The sequence below is a fragment of the Luedemannella flava genome, assembly GCF_039528515.1.
In the GTDB taxonomy this organism is placed as follows: domain Bacteria; phylum Actinomycetota; class Actinomycetes; order Mycobacteriales; family Micromonosporaceae; genus Luedemannella; species Luedemannella flava.
The window spans coordinates 1-17889 of record NZ_BAAALT010000121.1 but is presented as its reverse complement, the minus strand read 5'-3'; the positions used below and the strand labels follow the sequence as shown (position 1 = coordinate 17889).

Sequence of the window (17889 nt, the reverse complement as noted above, 5' to 3'; positions counted from 1 at the left end):
CGGCCGTGATCATGTTGAACTCGCGGTTCGCGATGGTCATGTAGGTCGAGTCGGACATCCTGTTGGCGGCGATCGCCGTACCGAAGTAGCGACCCGACTGCGCGGCGGCCGCGCCGAGGGTGGACTCCGCCGCCCCGGACGACGGGGCCAGGGCCACCAGGGCGACCACGCCGCCGGCCGCGGCCGTGGCCAGCGAGGTAAATGAGATCAGAAGCCGACGACCTCGGCGGCTTGGTGAGGTGGTCACGAGCATTCCTCCCTAGGGGGACGGGACACCGCGCCACCAGGCGCCCGACATGGCATGGCCCTGGCGCGCGCCCCATTCTGAGAAGACAACTCGAAACGCGTCAATGTAGCACTCGAAACATTTCGATTAGCCGTGCCCGGTTAAGCAACCGGTGAACAGCGCAAACGCCGGTCGGGTCTTTCTGAAAGAAACTGAGTACCGTCATCACGTGACGGACTGGCTGATCGGCATCGGCATCGCGGTCGCCGTGGTGGTCGCCAGCTGGGCGCTGCTCGTGGTGCTGGCCCGGCGCCTGCCGCCCGGCCTCGCGCGCGATCTCGCGGCGTTCCTGCCCGACTGCGTGACGGCGGCGCGCCGGCTGCGGGCCGACCCGCGGGTGCCGCGCCGGGCGAAGGTCGCCGTGGGCTTCGCCGCGCTGTGGGTGCTGAGCCCGATCGACCTGATCCCCGAGTTCCTGCCGGTGATCGGCCCGCTCGACGACGTCGTCGTGGTGGTCCTGGCGCTGCGCTACGCCGGACGGCAGGTGCCGCGCGACGTGTTGCTGGCCGCGTGGCCGGGCGAGCCCTGCCTGCTCGAACGCCTGCTGGGCCCGCCCCGCGAAACCTCTTAGAACGAGTACGGCCCGAAGCGTCCCCAGGCCACGACGGCGGCCATGACCGGCAGCACCAGGTTGATCACCGCACCCTGGATCTCCTTACGGCGCAGGTGCACGACGATCGCGCCGACCATGGTGACGACCGGGCCGAGGGCTCCGTGGAGGCCCACTAACGGGTTGTTGTCAGGGTCCTGTAACCCCGTTTCGGGCCGCCCGTCACACGACAGCGATTAGTGTCGATTCCTGACAGTGACGTCACGGAAGGAGCACCTTCGCATGATCGGACGACGCATAGCCGCCGTCGTCGTGGGCATCACCGCCGCGACCGTCCTGAGCGTGCCCGCCTCGGCGGGCGCCCCGTTCCCCACCGAGTTCGCGCTGCCCACGGGCTTCCTGCCCGAGGGGATCGCGATCGGCGACCGCCCGGTCGCCTACTTCGGGTCCCGCGCCGACGGCGACATTTTCCGGGTCAACCTCGCCACCGGCGAGGGTGAGGTGATCAGCCAGGGTCCCGGCCCCGGCAACCCCACGGTCGGCATCAAGGTCGACCAGCGCGGCCGCCTGTTCGCGGCGGGCGGCGGCGCCGGCAGCGCCCGGGTCGTCGACACCCGGTCCGGCGCGATCCTCGTCAGCTACCAGCTGGTCACGCCCGTACCCGGGGCGAACAACACGTTCATCAACGACGTCGTCCTCACCCCGGACGCCGCGTACTTCACCGATTCCCGGTCCGCGGTGCTGTTCCGGCTGCCGCTGGGCCGCCACGGCACGCTGCCTGCCGCGGCGGAGCCGATCACCCTCGGCGGCGACTGGGCACCCGGCGCCGACGGCGTCGCGCCCAGCGCCAACGGCATCGCCCGGACGCCGGACGGCCGCGCGCTCATCGTGGTGGCGTCCAACCTGGGCAAGCTGTTCCGGGTGGAACCCGCGACCGGCGTCGCGACCCTGATCGACCTCGGCGGCGAGACCGTCGTGAACGGCGACGGGCTGCTGCTGTCGGGCCACACCCTCTACGTGGTGCAGAACCGGCTCAACACGGTCGCGGTGATCCGGCTCGACCGGCGCGGCACGGCCGGGACGGTAACCCAACGGATCACCGATACCCGGTTCGACGTGCCCACCACCGTCGCGGCGTTCGGCAACCGGCTCTACCTGCCCAACGCGCGGTTCGGCATCGCGTCCCCCGAGGCGGCCACGTACAACGCCGTCGCGATCGCGAGGCCGTAGCGGACGTCGGGGCCCCGGCACCACCCCGGTCGGGGCCCCGACCCGGCTAGCCTGAAGAGGAGCGCCCCCCGGCGAGGAAACCGAACAACGGGGGTTGCGATGGGCATCAGGGAATCCATGGGCGATCTCGCCGACAGGGCCAGGAACGCCCTCAAGGACCACGGCGACGAGGTCGTGGACGAGGCCGGCGACAAGCTCGACGAGAAGACCGCCGGCAGGTACGAGGGCCAGATCGACAAGGGCCGGAGCGCCGCCAAGGAGATGATCGATAAACATCTCTGACCGGCACGTGCCCCGCGGCACCCCATAGTCCAACCGGCCGGCACTTACGGCAGTGACCTGCGCGTTCCTAGCGTCGTGAGTGGTCAACCACCATTCACGGAAGGGCACTGGAGATGACTCTGGACTGGTTGCTGCGGTGGGGTGCCGTCAGCGGCGTGATCCTCGGCCTGTCGGTCGGCGTACCCGGGCTGATCGAGGCCTTCACCGGCGAGACCGCCGTCACCAGCGCGGTCATCGGCCTCGGCGCGGCCTTCGGGGCGCCGGCGCTGACCGCGTTGTACCTGCGCCAGGCGGAGGCGGCCGGTCGCTTCGGCGCGATCGCCTACGCGACGAACCTGATCGGGCTGGGCCTGTTCGCCGGCGTCGGGTTCGCCCTCAACCTCGTCGTGTTCTACCTCGACGAGGCCACCGTCGCGACCCTGCTGGCCGGGCCGACGAGGGTGGCGCTGCTCGCGAGCGCGGTCGTGTTCGTCGTCGGGACGCTGCTGTTCACCGTCTCGATGGTGCGCGCCGGCGCGTTCCCCCGGATCTCCGCCATCGGCTACGGCCTCAGCCTCACGCTGCTCGCGCTGCTGGCCCCGCTGCCCGACACGGTGTTCACGAGTCTCGTGCACGTTGCGGCCTGCCTGGCCCTGGTGCACCTGTCGATATCGTTGTGGTCGGCGCCGGCGCCCGTCGGGGACCGCCCGGCGCGCGTGGCCGTGGGCTGAGAACGGAGCGACGATGGCCGAGGTGGCGGGCGGGCGCCCGGCGGCGTGGGTGTCGCCGGTGGTCTACGCCGCCGTGCTCGCCGGCGGCCTCTACTTCCACGCCGTCGCCGGCGGTCAATTTTCCACTGTGGCCGGTTTCGTGGCCGGGCTGGCGGCGCTGTTCGGACTGGACCTGTCCGAGCGGCGCCGCTGGCCCGCGCGCACGCCGGTCGGGGCGGCGGTCGCGCTGCTCGTCGCGCGGCTGGCGCTGTTCGTGACGGTCGCGGCCCTCGACGGGTCGGGCGTGTCCCGGGTCCTGCTGGTGCTGGTGCCGTTCACGGCCTACTTCGCGTTCGGCCGCGCGGTCGCGGTCGCGTTGGGCGTGGCGTCCGTCGGGGTGCTCGTCGTCGGCTTCTCGCTCGCCGTCCCCCGCTGGTTCGGAAATCCGGAGTACGTGTCGGACCTGCTGATGTTCGGGCTGGGCGTGCTGCTGGCCGTGGCCATGGCGGCCGTGGCCGTCAGCGCCCAGGAGAGCCGGGCCCGGTTGGCCGCGTCCATGCGCGAGCTGGCCGAGCTGTCGGCGGCCGCCGAGCGGCTGCGGCTGGCCCGCGACATCCACGACAGCCTCGGCCACCACCTCACGGCCGTGTCCGTTCAGCTCCGCAAGGCGTCCGCGTTCCTCGACCTCGACCGGCCGGCGGCCGAGCAGGCGCTCGCCGACGCGCAGTGGTCGGCCGGCACCGCGCTGCGCGAGGTGCGCGAGTCGGTGGGCGCGCTGCGCGCCGACGCGACCCCGTTCCGGCTGGCGGCGGCGCTGGCCCAACTGGCCCGGCACGCGCAGGACGACGCGCTGGCCGTGCTGGTCGAGGTGACCGGCGACGAGGACGGGTACGACACCGCCACGCTCACCGCGCTCTACCGGGCCGCGCAGGAGGGCCTGACGAACGCCCGCCGGCACGGCGAGGCGACCGAGGTCCGCGTCGCGGCGCGGTTCGCCGACGACGCCGCGCGCCTCGTCGTCGAGGACAACGGTCGCGGCTTCCCGGCCGGGACGCCGGGCGGCGGGTTCGGCCTGCGCGGCATGCGGGAGCGGGTGGAGCTCCTCGGCGGTTCGCTGAACATCGACGGCGCCTCCCCCGGCCGCACGACGTTGACCGTGACCGTTCCCCGGGCGGCCACGTGACCTCCGACGTGCGCGTTCTTGTGGTGGACGATCAGCGGCTCATCCGGGACGGGATCGCCTCGCTGCTGGGTATCCAGGACGGCATCGTGGTGGTCGGGGCGGCCGCCGACGGCCACGAGGCCGTGGCGCTCGTCGAGGAGGTGGGCCCTGACGTCGTACTCATGGATGTGCGGATGCCGGGGATGGACGGCGTGGCGGCTACCGCGGAGCTGCACCGGCGGGCGCCGCGGTGCCGGGTCGTCATGCTGACCACGTTCGACGACGAGGAGTACGTGGTGGAGGCGCTGCGCGCCGGCGCGGTCGGCTACCTGCTCAAGGACCTGCCGCCCGAGGACCTGGCCAACGCGGTCCGGCTCGCGCACGCGGGCGTCGCGCCGTTCGACACCACGGTGGCCAGGCGGATGGCCGCGGCCCTGGCCCCGCCCGCGACGCCGGCGGCGCACGACGGGCTCACGGCCCGCGAGACCGAGGTCCTCCGCATGATCGCCACGGGCTCGACCAACCGCGAGATCGCCGCCCGCCTGTTCCTCAGCGAGGGCACGGTGAAGAACCACATCTCCCGCATCCTCACCCGCCTGGGCCTCCGCGACCGCACCCAGGCGGCGATCTACGCCCGCGACCACAACCTCCTCTGACGACGCTGGCGACCCGGGGCGGGAAAGTGCCCTGACAGGGACTTCCCGCCGCAGTTCGCTAGGCCGGCCGCACGATCAGTTTCAGCGCCGCGGGCCTTGGCGAGCGCCCGCCACAGCCGGGCGGCGTTGGCCGTGGCCAGGTGCAGATCGTGATCCACGCACCTACCCTATGCCGCGCCAGAACTGCGTCGTACCGTCCTCGCGGACCTCGAAGCCCAGGCGCTGCGCGGCGATCCGCAGCTCGCGCGCCTGCGTGGTGTCCTTGCCACGCAACGCCTTCTGCCGGGCGATGAGGATGGCACCCACCTCGGCCGGGACGTCAGCCGAGGCGCCGTCGAAGGCCCGGTAGCGGTGCGCGTGCGGGTCGGCCTCCCGCCATGGGTACCCGTGGGAGACGAACGCCTCGGCGGTGGCGGTCCGGTTGCTGGCGACGGGCTCGCGCGCCAGGTGGCGGCAGTCGGCGGCGAGCAGCACGAGGCGGTCCTTGTCGAGGAACACCGCGGCGATGTCGCGGCGAGCCACCGTCGCGGTCCAGCCCTCGACGTCGAGGCGCACCGCGTCGTCGGTGAGGGTGACGGTCGTCGCGCTCCGGTGCGCCGAGGCGGCCAGGGCCAGCCCGGCGAGCGCGCCCAGCGCGACGGCGACCGCGAGACGCCACGGGCGGTCGACCGCACCGACCGCCCAGAACAGCGGGCGGAACGGCAGCCCTCGCTCGAGGCTCAGGGCCCACCGCGCGAGCGGCGGCAGCAGCACGGCCGCCAGAACGCCGAGCGTCGGTAGGACGATGAACGTCGCCAGCCGGTCCGAGCGCGACATGGACAGCACGGTCGTCCGGGGTTCGCTGGTCACGATGCTCCCCAAGGGCTGGCGGCGGTGCGCCGGGTCACGGGCCATGTCCACCCACGTTAGGCACCCTCGCCCGTGTCCACAGCCGACCAAAGTCGACGTTCGCCCACGTGCTTTCGCGCCGACGACCAAACCCGATCCCTGCCATAACCTGAAACCCTGCGACGCGGGATCTTGGGGTGAGGTGGGCCGCGGCGATCTACGCGGGGCGGGGGCGGGCCGTGCGGCTCGGCATGGTCGGGCGCGGGGCGTGGGTGCGCTCGTAGCGGCGGAGAACCGCCTTGATCGTTTCCTCGACGACCAGGAGGCTCATCGAGATGGCGATCGCGGTCGCCCACAGCGTAGGGGTCAGGTCCACGGTGTCGAAGATGCGTTGGAGCAGGCCGATCGTGGTGACCACGACGATGGCCAGCAGCGCGAAGCCGTACCGGCGCAGTTGGGCGGCGCCCGGGATGGCGGCCCGGTCGAAGATGGTGCCGTGCTGGTCGCGGGAGAGGAAGCCGGCCACCAGATGCATGATCGACAGGGTGGTGAGCAGCATCGTGGCACCCATGACGGCGCCGCCCTGCGCGTGGCCGATCTGGTAGGCGATCAGCGACGCGACGGTCATGACCGCGCCCTGGACGCACAGCCGCACCCAGTCCCCCGCCGACAGCACCGGCGCGCCGACCGGCCGCGGCGGGCGCGCCATGAGGCCGGGCGTCGGCCGGTCGAAGCCGAGCGCGATGGCGATCGGCACGTCGACGACCATGTTGAGCCACAGGATCTGCAGCGGGTTGAGCGGCGCCCCGGCGGCGATGTTGAACACGCCCGCGCCGATGAAGATCGCGATGTACGCGACGAGCGTGGACATCTGGAAGCGCAGGTACTTGAGCAGGTTGTCGTAGAGGCCCCGGCCGTACTCGACGGCGCCGACGATCGTGGCGAAGTTGTCGTCGGTCAGGATCATGACGGCGGCCTCCTTGGAGACCTCCGTGCCGGTGATGCCCATGGCCACGCCGATGTCGGCCGCTTTCAGAGCCGGCGCGTCGTTCACCCCGTCGCCCGTCATCGCGACCACGTTGCCGTCGCGCTTGAGCAGCCCGACCAGGCGCAGCTTGTCCTCGGGCGCCACCCGCGCGATGACGCCGACGCCGTCAAGCTGGGACAGCAGCTGGTCGTCGGTCATCGAGGCGAACGCCTGACCGGTGATGGCGCGCCCCTCGATGCCCAGCTCGGTCGCGATCGCGGCGGCCGTCGTGGCGTGGTCGCCCGTGATCATCCGGACCCGGATGCCGGCGGCGTGGCACTGGGCGATGGCCGCCTTGGCCTCGGGGCGCGGCGGGTCGACGATGCCGACCATGGCCAGCAGCGTCAGGTTGCGGACCTGGCCGATGAGGTCCCCGGCCGGGTCGAACGAGGAAGGGTCGAGGTCGCGCTGCGCGACCACCATGACCCGCTCACCGGCCTCGGCGATGCGGTCGTTGCCGGCCATCGCGACGCCCCGCATCTCGTCGGTGAGCGGTGCGATGGCGCCGTCCGGTTCGCGGTACGCCGCGCCGCGCGAGATGAGCACGTCGGGCGCGCCCTTGACGTAGCAGCGGATCACGGGTTTCCCGGTGTCGCCGGCCATCTCGTGGAACGTGGCCATGAACTTGTAGTCCGAGTCGAACGGCACCTCGGCGACGCGCGGGAACGTTTTCCGGGTCTCGTCGATGTCGAGCCCGCCCTTGGCCGCGAGCACGATCAGGGCACCCTCGGTCGGGTCGCCGATGAGGTTCTCGCCGTCGAGGCGGGCGTCCGCGCACAGGATCATCGGCAGCAGGTACGGGTCGAGGTCGATGCGCTCGCCGGCGACGTGCTTGATCTCGCCGGTCAGGCCGTAGCCCTCGCCGGTGACGGCGAACCGGTGCTGGCCGGGGATGGCGAGCTGGCGGGCGGTCATCTTGTTCAGCGTCAGCGTGCCGGTCTTGTCGGAGCAGATCGCCGACGTGGAGCCGAGCGTCTCGACGGCCGGCAGGCGCTTGACGATCGCGTTGCGCCGCGCGATCTCCCGGGTGCCGATGGACAGCAGGGCGGTCACGACGGCCGGCAGGCCCGTGGGGATCGCGGCCACGGCCAGCGCGACGCCCGTGATGAACAGCGTGTTGAACGACTGCCCCCGGATCATGCCCAGCACGACCACCAGCACCAGCGCGGCCGCGGCGATGGACGCGATGACCTTCGACAGGCTGTCGAGCTGCTTCTGCAGCGGCGTCTTGTCGGCCTCCGTGCCGGCGAGCAGGTGCGCGATGTGGCCGATCTCGGTGCCCATGCCGGTCGAGGTCACGATCATCTCGCCCCGGCCGCGGGTCACCGACGTGTTCATGTACGCCATGCAGGTCCGGTCGCCCAGCGGCACGTCGGTGCCGGGCACCGCGTCGACGGACTTGCCGACCGGCAGGCTCTCGCCGGTGAGGGCGGCCTCCTCGATCTCCAGGGTCGCCGCCACGACCACCCGCCCGTCGGCGGGGACCCGGTTGCCGGCCTCCATGAGGACCACGTCGCCCGGGACCAGCTGCTCGGCGTCGACCTCGATGGCCTGGCCGTCGCGACGTACCCGGGCAATGGTCTTGAGCATCTGGGCGAGGGCGCGGACGGACTCCTCGGCCTTCGCCTCCTGCCGCAGGCCGATGACCGCGTTGAAGACGGTCAGCCCGGCCAGCACCAGCGACGTGCCGATGTCCTGCGTGACGATCAGGTTGACCACGGCCGCCACGAGCAGGATCACCTGCATGAAGTCGCGGTACTGGCGCAGGAACGCCGCGAACGGCGACTCCTTGCGGGCGCCGGCGAGCCGGTTGGGCCCGTGCGACGCGAGCCGCTGGGCGGCCTCGGCCGCGCTCAGGCCGCGCTCCACCGTGACGCCGAGCGCGTCGGCCACGGCGGGTACGGACTGGGCATACCACGTCGGCTTCTCATCCGCCTGCATCCGCACTCACCGGCCTTCCGGTCAAAAATGTACAACTGTGTGAGTCAGTGCTTCTCGGAAATGACGGACGTTAGCTTTTCCGTCTGCGCGGCCGTCCAGCCCGACGGCGGGACGACGGCGGCCCACGCCGCCACGCCCTCGGCGCCGTAGTTGTGCCCGTGCCCGTCGGGCACCCCCGTAGAGAACGCCATGTCGGCCGTCACCTGCCAGAACGTCACGAACGGGAACCACCGCATGGCCGGCAGCACGTCCGGGCCGCGCGGCTCCTCGAGCCAGTCCGGCCGGTGCAGCAGCAGCCGCGGCGTCCACCAGACGATCGGGTCGGACGGGTGCTGCAGGTACGCCACCCGGCCCGACTTCCACTCCCCCGCCGGCTGGTCCAGGTCGGGCGGGAGCTGCGCGAAGCGCACGATGCGCCCGTTGTCGTACACCGGCAGGATCTCCGGGGTGCCGGGCTCGCGGTCGGCGACGAACTCGCGCCACAGGCGGTTGCGGTTGGGCGGCCCGACCAGCAGCATCCCGTCGGTGCGGCCGGACATGTCGGCGGCGCCGGAGAACGCCGACTCGGCGCCGAACGAGCCGAGGCTCTCGCCGAACGCCACCAGCTTGGGCCGGTTGTTCTCCGGCAGCTCCGACCAGGCGTCGTAGACCTGGTTGAACAGCTCGCGGCCGGCGTCGCGGGCGCGCTCCTTGTCCACCAGGAACGAGATCCAGCTCGGCAGGTACGAGTACTGCATGCCGGCCAGCGCCGTGTCGCCGCCGTACATGTACTCCAGCGGCTCGATCGCCGCAGCGTCCACCCAGCCCGTGCCGGTGGTGGTGATGACGCAGAGCAGCTTGCGGCTGAACGCGCCGGTGCGCCGCAGCTCCTTCACCACGAGCGCGGCGCGCTCCTCGGTCGTCTCCGCCGAGTCCAGGCCGGCGTACACGCGGATCGGGTCGACCGGCTGCGCCACCCCGAACGCCGTCAGGTCCGCCACGGTCGGGCCCCCGGCGGCGAACGTGCGCCCCTGGTTGCCCAGCGAGTCCCACGGCGTCAGCGACCCGGGCCCGCCCGACCGGTTCGGGTCGGTGGGCGCCTCGACGCCGGGGTCGGTCTCGCTGTTCACGGTCGCGAACATGTTGTCGGTGACGGTGAAGAAGCCCTGGATGAGTACGCCGTTGACGATGCCGATCGTCAGCAGCGTCACGACCACGACGGCGGTGAGCCGGGCCGCCCAGCCGGGGATCCACCGGCCGGCGAACCCGCCCAGCTTGCGGGCGCTCAGCCGGATCAGCCGGCCGATCCCGACCAGCCCGGCGAACGCCAGCGCGGCCACGATGAACAGCGCGATGTAGCTGTACCCGGGCGGCGCGTCCACGCCCATCAGGTGGTGGATGTCGGTCTGCCAGCGCTCGGCGAAGATCAGCATGACGATGACCAGGACGCCCGCCACCCCGCCGAACCAGTACCAGGCGCGGCGCCCGATCACCCACCGGCGGCGGTGACGCATCACCACCGCGCGGGCCAACCACAACAGGAACAGACCCACGCCGTACCCGATGGCGGCGGAGATGCCGCCGATCAGGGCCTGCAGCAGCCAGTGGCGGGGCAGCAGCGACGGGGTCAGCGACATGCAGAGGAACGCGACCGCGAACACGGAGCCCACGAAGTCGTACCGGAACCAGCGCGCCACGCGGTGCATCCGACCCCTCCCTGTCTAGTGCCGGCCGGCCAGCGCGGCCGTCATGAGTACGCCGAGGCCGTTGACCGCCCAGTGCAGGCCGATCGGCGCGAGCAGGCTGCCGCTGCGCCGGCGCAGCTCGCAGAACAGGACGCCGGCCAGCCCGGTGAACGCGACGGCGCCGGCCACGGCGGCGACGACGCCGGGCCAGCCCGGGCCGACCACCGCCTCGACCGCCGGGTTCACCGCGTTGAGCCGCAGCGACGGCAGGACGTGCCAGAGGCCGAACAGCGCCGACGAGACGACGGTCGCCACGGCCGGGCGCCAGCCGCACCGGAGCAGCCCCCACAGCACGCCCCGGAAGGCGATCTCCTCGGGCAGCACGGTCGCCACCGGGATGACGACCAGGGCGGTGACGAGCGCCTGCGCCATCGGCACCTGGTACCGCTCGTCGAGGAAGGCCGAGCGGGTCGCGGGCAGCGCCACGCCGATGACGTAGACCACCGCGACGAGCCCGGTGAGCACCCCGGCGTAGACGGCGCCGCGCCGCAGGTGCCGCCGCCCGAGGCCGACATCGTCGAGGGAGAGGCCGGCCCACCGGGCCAGCGCGAGCAGCGTCACGGCCAGGACCGGTCCGATGACGAGCGTGGAGTTCTTCCGGGTGTAGTGCGCCGCCACGTTCGCGGCGATCAGCAGGCAGACCGTGACGATCAGCGCGACGACGACCCGGTTGCGGCGCATGTCACCGGACCTCCACGACGCCGGCGTTGACCCGGGGCAGTAGCAGCGCGACCACCATCCCGACCACGCCGATCACCGCGAGGACGGCCATGGCCAGGCCGTACGCCCGCTCCGGCGTGGCGGCGATGCCAGCGACGAGGATGGTGCCCGCGACCGCGGTGCCCAGGGTGGAGCCCAGGTTGGACACGCTGCGCGACAGGCCGGAGATCTCGCCCTGGAGGTCGTCGCTGAATGCGGACTGGACGATGTTGACCGACGGGGTCAGCATCGCGCCGAGGCCGAACCCGATGAGCAGCAGTCCCGGCTCGAACGCCACCGCCCGGTCGGAAACCGCCACCTCGGTCAGCAGGATCGCCACACCCGCGACGGTGATCGCGAAGCCGGCCACAATGAGGGTGCGCTGCGCCCGGCGCGTGGCGAACCGCTCGGCGCCGAGCGACGCGAGCAGCAGCCCGACCGTGGCGCCGGTGAAGATGATGCCGGTCTCGATCGCGTTGTAGCCGCGTACGACCTGCAGGTACGCCGACACCACGAACGAGGTGCCCATGAGGATCAGCCACTGGGCGTTCTGGGTGATCAGGCCGAGGTTCGCCGTACGGCTGGCGAACACACGCATGGACAACAGCGGCTCCTGCCCGGCCCGCTCCTTGGTCCGCACCGACCGGAAGAACAGCCACAGGACAGCGACGCCGGCGACGATCAGGGCAACCGCGAGCCAGGCGTTGTTGTCGGTCGCCATGATGCCCGTGACCAGCAGGATCAGCCCCAGGGCGGACAGCACGGCGCCGACGACGTCGAACGGCTTGGTGGGGTCGGCCGGCAGCGGGTCGGGCACCTTGCGGCTGAGCACCAGGATCACGGCGATGACCAGGGTCTGGAAGACGAACGCCATCCGCCAGCTGAGCGACGACGTGATGAGGCCGCCGATGAGCGGGCCGGCCGCCGCGCCGACGCCGCCCAGTGCGCTGATCGTGCCGAACGCGCGCGCCCGCGAGGTGAGGTCCGGGTAGAGCAGCGTCGTGAGGATGTAGACCGGCGGGATCAGTAGCGCGGTGCCGATGCCCTCCAGCAGGGAGTTGCCCAGGATGAGGACGCCCAGCCCGGGCGAGATCGCGCTCAGCAGGGCGCCGACGCCGTAGAGCAGCAGACCGACGACGAAGCAGCGCTTGCGGCCGAACTTCTCGGTCAGCTTGCCGCCGGGGATCATGAAGGCCGCCATGACCAGCAGGAAGATCGTGATCACGATCTGGATGCCCTGGACGGTGGTGTTCAGGTCCTCGCTGATGTCATTGATCATCACGTTCATGTTCGAGCCCGCGAAGCTGCAGATGAACTGCGCGAGCGCGAGGGGCGCGAGCACACCGCGCGGCACCTGAGAGTTCATGAACGCCTCCCGGAACCGCCGTTGCGACGGCCCCACCACAGCATCACGCGGACAAAGCCTAAATGGCTGTCAAACGCTCAAATCGGTAACAGGATGGCCGAAGCGGCTATCCATGGTGTCCGATGGTCGTTCCGCCCGACTCGGGACGGGGCCGCCATGGAGGGGACCGACGACCGCCCGGGCCATGTTCGAGCAGCCCGACCAGTTCGTCGCCGTCATGCGGCGGGTCCGGGCCGAGACGTCACCCTGAGCGGGCCACCGCGTCCGCGACCTCCGTACGGGACGCGACGCCCAGCTTGCGCAGAATGCTCGACACGTGCACCGCGGCCGTCTTCGGCGAGATGTAGAGCCGACGGGCCAGCTCGCCGTTGGTCATGCCGGCGGCGATGAGCAGCGCCACCTCGCGCTCGCGCGGGGTCAGCGCGGCCGCGCCCGACACTGCTCGACCATCGGTCGACGCCAGACCCAGCAGGTCCGCCACCGTGGCAAGCTCGGCCACCCGCCAGCCGCCCCAACCGCGCAGGAGCGACGTGGCTTTCGCCGCTTCCTCGGCTGCCTCCGCGCGCCGGTCCAGCGCCAGCAGGCAGCGGGCCGCGCCGACCCGGGCCGTGCCGCGCACGGACGGCAGCAGCGGCGACGCCTCCGCCGCCGACCGGAAGCCGGCCAACGCCGCGGCGTGCTCGCCGCGCGCCTCGGCCAGCTGCGCGCCGAGCACGAGCCGGTGCCCGTCCCAGGCGGTCGCGTCGATCAGCTCGTCGGCCAGGCGGGCGACCGTTTCGATCGGCAGGCCGATCGCCAGCGCGCCGGAGACCAGGTCGTGCGCCTGCGCGCCGCTGCGCCAGTACTGGGTCTCCAGCGCGGCCTCGAGCGCGGCGAGTTCGGTCGTCGCGGTGGCCAGGTCGCCGCGCCGGCAGGCCAGATGGAAGGCCAGCCCGGGCACCGTCGACGGCCACACCTGCGGGCGGGCGCGCAGGTCGTCGAGGATCTCGTCGACCAGGTCGAGGTCGCCCGACTCCAGGTAGAGGCCGGCGAGGAAGACCGCGTGGAAGTCGGCGCGCCGCCCGCGCCGTAGGAAGCCCCGGTCGCGCAGCCGGCCGTCGCGCAGCGCGGTGATCGCGGCCTTCAGATCCCCCGAGTACATGCCGAGGCGGGCCCGGCCGTTGTGGTACGCCGCGACGGCGAGCTTCTCGAACCCGCCCCGCTCGGCGTCGACCCGCATGCGCTCCAGCAGCTGGGCGTGCTGATCCGGGTCGTCCGGCGGGATGGCCTCCAGGGCGTTGTGCAGCGCCCGCGCCGCGAGCACCCACGCGCCGCGCCGCTCGGCCTCGTCGACCAGGCCGATGAGCAGGTCGCGGCCCTCCTCGGCGGTGTCCGGCAGCTCGCAGAGCGCGGCACCCTTCTCCACCAGCGCGGCCAGCCGGACGTCGGGCAGGTCGTGCTCCACGGCCGCCGCGAGCGCCCTGTCGGCCCAGTGGATGGCCGCGTCGAACTCGTCACGCAGCATCGACGAATGGGCCACCGCCGTCATGGCGAACGCGCGGTCGTAGCCGACCGGAAGGTCGCCGACCATCGCCTCGAGCTCCTTCGTCAGGGCCCGCATGTCGTCCAGCTCGTCGGCCTCCCAGGCCAGCTTGATCTGCAGGTAGACCGCGGCGGCCCGGTCGCGCGCGTCCACCGCGTACCCGTGCCACTTGCGGGCGTACGCCGCCGACTCGTCGAGGAGCCCGGCCAGCCATGCCGCGTCGGCGGCCAGCGCGAGCAGGCCCGGGTCGCCGCAGACCTCGTCCAGACCCATCTCGGCCAGCTCCAACGCCTGGTACGCCGAGCCGATGGACAGGTAGAGAGCCGCGCCCCGGCGGGCCGCGTCGACCATGTCGGCGTAGCGGCCGGCCGCCCGCGCGTGATGGGCGATCAGCGCCGGGTCCCCGCCCGTGCCGTCGGCGGCCAGCAGCGCGTCCAGCGCGGCCTCGTGCAGGCGGCGGCGCTGCCGGCCCAGCATCTGCCCGGTGATCGCCTCGCGCACCAGCGCGTGCCGGAAACTGAACTCGTCCTCGCCGGTCTCGACCAGCACGCCCCGGTCGACCAGCTCGCGCAGCACCGCGATGAGCGCCGCCTCGTCGGCCTTCGTCACGCTCGCCAGCAGGTCGAACGGGATACGGTGGCCCAGCACCGCGGCCGCCTCCACCGTGCCCGTAGCCGTGGCGTCGAGGTCGTCGAGCTGGCGGCGCAGCGTCTCCGCGAGGTTCCACGGCAGCGGGTGCTCGATCAGCTGCTCCAGGTCGTCGCCCTGCCAGCCGCGCAGCAGCTCCTCCAGGAAGAACGGGTTGCCGCCGGTGCGCTGGTGCAGGGCCAGCACCGCGCGCGCCGGCGCGGGGCGGCCGGTCGCGGCCGCCAGCAGCGCGGCGGTCTCGGCCTGCGTGAGGCGCTCCAGCCTGATATGGGTCACCGAGTACGCCCGGTCGACGCGCGCGAGCAGCGCGGCCGCCGGCTGCTTGCGGGTCACGTCATCCGGCCGGTACGTCCCCACGAGCAGCAGCGGGCCCGGTAGGTCGGCGATGCGTTCGAAGAGCGCCGCGCTCTCCGAATCGATCCAGTGCATGTCCTCGAAGATGATGACCGCCGGCGCGCCGGCGATGACGTCCGCGACGAGCCGCAGCCCCGCCTGCAACCGCTCACCCGCGCTGCGGGCGGGGTCGGTGAGCGCGTCGAGCCTGTCCGGGTCCACATCGTCGCGGCCGTAAAGAGCGTCGAGCAACACCTCGTACGGCCGTGCCAGCGAGCCGGGCTCCGCGTGACCGACCAGCGTGACGGTGCCCTCGGGCAGCCCGTCGAGCAGCTCGCTCACCATGCGCGTCTTGCCGATGCCCGGCTCGCCCGCGACGATCGCGACCTCAGGGCGGCGCGCCACCGCGAGCTGGCTCAACCGGCGCAGCTCGCGTTGGCGACCGATCATCACCGAGCTGGCGCCGTCGCGCGTGGTCCGCACGCCGCAAGGGTACCGGCGGCAGCGGACGTTTCCCGGGGCCGTTGCGCGACGGTGATCTTCCGTGGTGCGGCCGCCTGCATCGCCGCCGCCGATGGCGGGGCGCCCTCGGGCGCGGGGACGACGGTCGGTCGTCCCCGCGCCCCACGGCGTGCCCTCCGCTCCCCCCGGGCCGGGCGGAAGGCCGACAACAGCCGACGCTGCTGCGCCTCATCCCGGAACCGGCGCTGACGGTCGTGCGCGGCGGCGAGGGTGAACTCCTGGTAGAGATGCATGATCTGCTCCTGATCCCGGTGGCCGGCCCGGACGTCCGGCACTGGAACCAATCCTCGGCCGGCGCGGTCCCGTTGCCATCGGCATCGCATACGCATCTTCGGCTCGCCCGCGTACCTAGGTAGGCGGGCGACCATCCCTAGGTATGCCTAGGCGGTGTTCCGCGACGCCGCCGCAGCCACCAGCCCAGGGCTCCGGCCAGGAGCAGCACGGGCGGGATGGCGACGGCCCCGACAAGCGTCGCCCACGAGGTGCGCGCCGGGCCCCGCGTAGCGGCGGGCACCATCGACGCCGCGGCGCTCGACGGCGGGACGGAGGGACTGGCGGAGGCCGTCGGTGTATGGGTGGATCGAGGCGACGGTGTCGCGGTCGACACCACCGTCGGCCGTTGGGCCGGCGTGGTCTTCGTGACGGTGGGTCGGGTCGGCTTAGCCGTGGGGAACCGGTTGCTCGCGGAACCGGGCAGGTCCCGGGTGCAGATGCCGCTCTCGTACACGCAGATGATGAAGTCGACGTGGTTGTCCACGAAGCCCGGGTCGATGACGCCCTCGACGGAGAACCCCAACGCGGGTTCGAGTGGCGTCCTGCTCGTAAGCTTGAGCCGGGCGCCGACGCGGCGCGTGGCGCCGGACGCCAATGCCGTCTCGCACTGGCCACCACCGACCGGCTCGCAGTTGATCCAACCGACGAAGGTGAAGCCGTTGCCGCCAGGTTCGGTGAACAGCACCCGGGGCGCGTCCGCCGGGCCCTTGTTGCGGACGGACACCATGGCCGTGAACGTGTCGCCCACGTGCAGGTAGTGGTAGGTGCCGTCGGGTATGGCGTAAACGTTCGCCTTAGGGGTTTCCGTGGCACCCACCGGTGATCCCGCGAAGGCCACCGCCGGCGTGGACACGAGCAGCACCACCATCGCTGTGAGTATGCGCAACCCCACGACCAGCCTTCCCCGAATCGGATCAAGATCCTACGACACGCGCCCAGCGGAGTGGCAGGGGCGACATTCACTCCGCCACATGCGCACAGTTGGCGGGCTCCAGGGCCGTTCGCTCCGCCAGATGCGCACAGTTGGCGAGGTCGCGGCATGCCCGCCCCGCCAGATGCTCACAGTTGGCGAGATCCCGGCTCGCTCGCCCGGCTACATGTGCGCAGTTGGCGGGCTTGACGTGGGGCTGCTCGCCATATGTGCACATTTGGCGCGCGGGGTGGCGACAGCTTTTGTTCAATCGAGCAGAAGTTAAGTCGATCTAGACGATACATCTAGACAACCTCGCGTTAACAACCTACGGTCGTGACACCTGAACCGCTCGCATCGATGAAACGATCACGAGTGAGGCGCCATGACCCCCGGCACCACCGTGCAATCCCAACTGCTGTCGCTCCTGCGCGACGAGGGCCCACTGTCGCGGGCCGACCTCGCCAACCGGCTCGACCTGCCGCGTCCCCGGCTGCTCGCCGAGCTCGACCGGCTGGTCGCGGCCGAGCGCGTCCGTGAGGCCGGCCCCGCCGCGTCACGCGGCGGTCGACGGTCCACATTGGTCGAGCTGAACCCGACCATCCGGTTCGCGGCCGTCGACCTGGGCGCCACGTCCCTGGACATCGAGGTCACCGACGGGCGCCTGGAGACCGTCGCCGCGCACTCCGAGCCGGCCGACATCCGCTCCGGGCCCCGCGCGATCCTCACCCGCGTCGACGACATCCTGGCCAAGTTCCGGGCCGAGGGCGCCTACGACCGGCTGCAGGGCATCGGCATCGGCGTACCCGGGCCGGTCAGCTACCGCGACGGGGTGCCCGTGTCGCCGCCGATCATGCCGGGGTGGGACCGGTTCCCCGTCCGTGACCTGCTCAGCCGCGAGCACAACTGCCCCGTCGCCGTCGACAACGACGTGAACATCATGGCGATCGGCGAGCGGCACGGCGGCGTGGCGAACTCGGTCGACAACCTGCTGTTCGTGAAGATCGGGTCGGGCATCGGCTGCGGCATCTACGTCAACGGCCAGGTGTACCGGGGGCCGGGCGGCTGCGCCGGCGACATCGGGCACATCCAGGTCGACAGCCACGGCCCGGTCTGCGCGTGCGGCAACGTCGGCTGCCTGGAGGCGCTGTTCGGCGGCGCCGCACTGGCCCGCGACGCGCTCGCCGCCGCCCGCGCCGGCACCTCGCCCGCGCTGGCCGAGCGGTTCGCCACGCGCCGGG

The 17889-nt window shown here is 72.2% G+C and carries 15 protein-coding genes and 1 pseudogene; 7 read left to right on the top strand and 9 right to left on the bottom strand.

All coding sequences use genetic code 11. The features are described from left to right. A pseudogene (locus tag ABD211_RS19435) lies at window positions 1–253 on the bottom strand (endo-1,4-beta-xylanase); the annotation flags it as partial. A gap of 202 nt (window positions 254–455) precedes the next feature. Between ABD211_RS19435 and ABD211_RS19430 the strand changes: the two are divergent. Next, entirely contained in the window at window positions 456–857 is a 402-nt protein-coding gene (locus ABD211_RS19430) for a YkvA family protein (RefSeq protein ID WP_344133649.1), read from the top strand. Here the strand turns inward: ABD211_RS19430 and ABD211_RS19425 are convergent. Next, window positions 854–1012 carry a DoxX family protein gene (locus ABD211_RS19425; protein WP_344133646.1) on the bottom strand — a complete coding sequence of 53 codons (159 nt, stop codon included), beginning with the start codon at window positions 1010–1012 and terminating at the stop codon, window positions 854–856. The two genes, ABD211_RS19430 and ABD211_RS19425, sit on opposite strands and share 4 nt — an antisense overlap. Window positions 1013–1118: 106 nt before the next feature. Between ABD211_RS19425 and ABD211_RS19420 the strand changes: the two genes are divergently transcribed. The 5 genes from ABD211_RS19420 (at window position 1119) to ABD211_RS19400 (ending at window position 4855) form a co-directional block, all read left to right on the top strand. Next, window positions 1119–2066, top strand: a complete 948-nt coding sequence (locus ABD211_RS19420; RefSeq protein ID WP_344133643.1) for an SMP-30/gluconolactonase/LRE family protein — start codon at window positions 1119–1121, stop codon at window positions 2064–2066. Window positions 2067–2165: 99 nt separating this feature from the next. Further along, entirely contained in the window at window positions 2166–2348 is a 183-nt protein-coding gene (locus ABD211_RS19415) for an antitoxin (RefSeq protein ID WP_344133640.1), read from the top strand. Between the two features lie 113 nt (window positions 2349–2461). Further along, window positions 2462–3058: a hypothetical protein gene (locus ABD211_RS19410; protein WP_344133637.1), complete on the top strand. Its 597-nt coding sequence runs from the start codon at window positions 2462–2464 to the stop codon at window positions 3056–3058. Between the two features lie 13 nt (window positions 3059–3071). Then, entirely contained in the window at window positions 3072–4220 is a 1149-nt protein-coding gene (locus ABD211_RS19405) for a histidine kinase (RefSeq protein ID WP_344133634.1), read from the top strand. Next, window positions 4217–4855, top strand: coding sequence for a response regulator (locus ABD211_RS19400; RefSeq protein WP_344133631.1), 639 nt, complete (start codon window positions 4217–4219; stop codon window positions 4853–4855). The genes ABD211_RS19405 and ABD211_RS19400 overlap by 4 nt, the downstream gene beginning before the upstream one ends. 162 nt (window positions 4856–5017) lie before the next feature. On the opposite strand, the gene ABD211_RS19395 is transcribed toward ABD211_RS19400, so the two are convergent. The 7 genes from ABD211_RS19395 to ABD211_RS19365 form a co-directional block, all read right to left on the bottom strand. Further along, complete coding sequence (locus ABD211_RS19395) at window positions 5018–5704, bottom strand: YqeB family protein (RefSeq protein ID WP_344133628.1); 687 nt, start codon at window positions 5702–5704, stop codon at window positions 5018–5020. Window positions 5705–5900: 196 nt separating this feature from the next. Continuing rightward, window positions 5901–8651, bottom strand: a complete 2751-nt coding sequence (locus ABD211_RS19390; protein ID WP_344133625.1) for a cation-translocating P-type ATPase — start codon at window positions 8649–8651, stop codon at window positions 5901–5903. Window positions 8652–8695: 44 nt separating this feature from the next. Beyond that, window positions 8696–10336: an alpha/beta hydrolase gene (locus tag ABD211_RS19385; RefSeq protein ID WP_344133622.1), complete on the bottom strand. Its 1641-nt coding sequence runs from the start codon at window positions 10334–10336 to the stop codon at window positions 8696–8698. A gap of 15 nt (window positions 10337–10351) precedes the next feature. Next, window positions 10352–11056 carry a CPBP family intramembrane glutamic endopeptidase gene (locus ABD211_RS19380; protein WP_344133620.1) on the bottom strand — a complete coding sequence of 235 codons (705 nt, stop codon included), beginning with the start codon at window positions 11054–11056 and terminating at the stop codon, window positions 10352–10354. A gap of 1 nt (window position 11057) precedes the next feature. Beyond that, on the bottom strand, window positions 11058–12440 hold the full coding sequence (locus tag ABD211_RS19375; RefSeq protein ID WP_344133618.1) for an MFS transporter: 1383 nt from the start codon (window positions 12438–12440) through the stop codon (window positions 11058–11060). 241 nt (window positions 12441–12681) lie between these two features. Continuing rightward, window positions 12682–15426 (bottom strand): ATP-binding protein, encoded by a 2745-nt coding sequence (locus ABD211_RS19370; RefSeq protein ID WP_344133615.1) that lies wholly within the window; start codon window positions 15424–15426, stop codon window positions 12682–12684. Window positions 15427–15835: 409 nt separating this feature from the next. Then, window positions 15836–16606, bottom strand: coding sequence for a hypothetical protein (locus ABD211_RS19365; RefSeq protein ID WP_344133612.1), 771 nt, complete (start codon window positions 16604–16606; stop codon window positions 15836–15838). Between the two features lie 427 nt (window positions 16607–17033). On the opposite strand from ABD211_RS19365, the gene ABD211_RS19360 reads away from it, so the two are divergent. Beyond that, window positions 17034–17889 (top strand): ROK family transcriptional regulator (locus ABD211_RS19360; RefSeq protein ID WP_344133609.1); only part of this gene is annotated, 856 nt, incomplete at its 3' end.

Bases quoted from the DNA above. Each gene is read 5' to 3' on its own strand.
- ABD211_RS19380 (WP_344133620.1), bottom strand. From the start codon at position 11,056: ATGCGCCGCAACCGGGTCGTCGTCGCGCTGATCGTCACGGTCTGCCTG.
- ABD211_RS19415 (WP_344133640.1), top strand. From the start codon at position 2,166: ATGGGCATCAGGGAATCCATGGGCGATCTCGCCGACAGGGCCAGGAAC.
- ABD211_RS19405 (WP_344133634.1), top strand. From the start codon at position 3,072: ATGGCCGAGGTGGCGGGCGGGCGCCCGGCGGCGTGGGTGTCGCCGGTG.
- ABD211_RS19385 (WP_344133622.1), bottom strand. From the start codon at position 10,336: ATGCACCGCGTGGCGCGCTGGTTCCGGTACGACTTCGTGGGCTCCGTG.
- ABD211_RS19420 (WP_344133643.1), top strand. From the start codon at position 1,119: ATGATCGGACGACGCATAGCCGCCGTCGTCGTGGGCATCACCGCCGCG.
- ABD211_RS19390 (WP_344133625.1), bottom strand. From the start codon at position 8,651: ATGCAGGCGGATGAGAAGCCGACGTGGTATGCCCAGTCCGTACCCGCC.
- ABD211_RS19365 (WP_344133612.1), bottom strand. From the start codon at position 16,606: ATGGTGGTGCTGCTCGTGTCCACGCCGGCGGTGGCCTTCGCGGGATCA.
- ABD211_RS19410 (WP_344133637.1), top strand. From the start codon at position 2,462: ATGACTCTGGACTGGTTGCTGCGGTGGGGTGCCGTCAGCGGCGTGATC.
- ABD211_RS19375 (WP_344133618.1), bottom strand. From the start codon at position 12,440: ATGAACTCTCAGGTGCCGCGCGGTGTGCTCGCGCCCCTCGCGCTCGCG.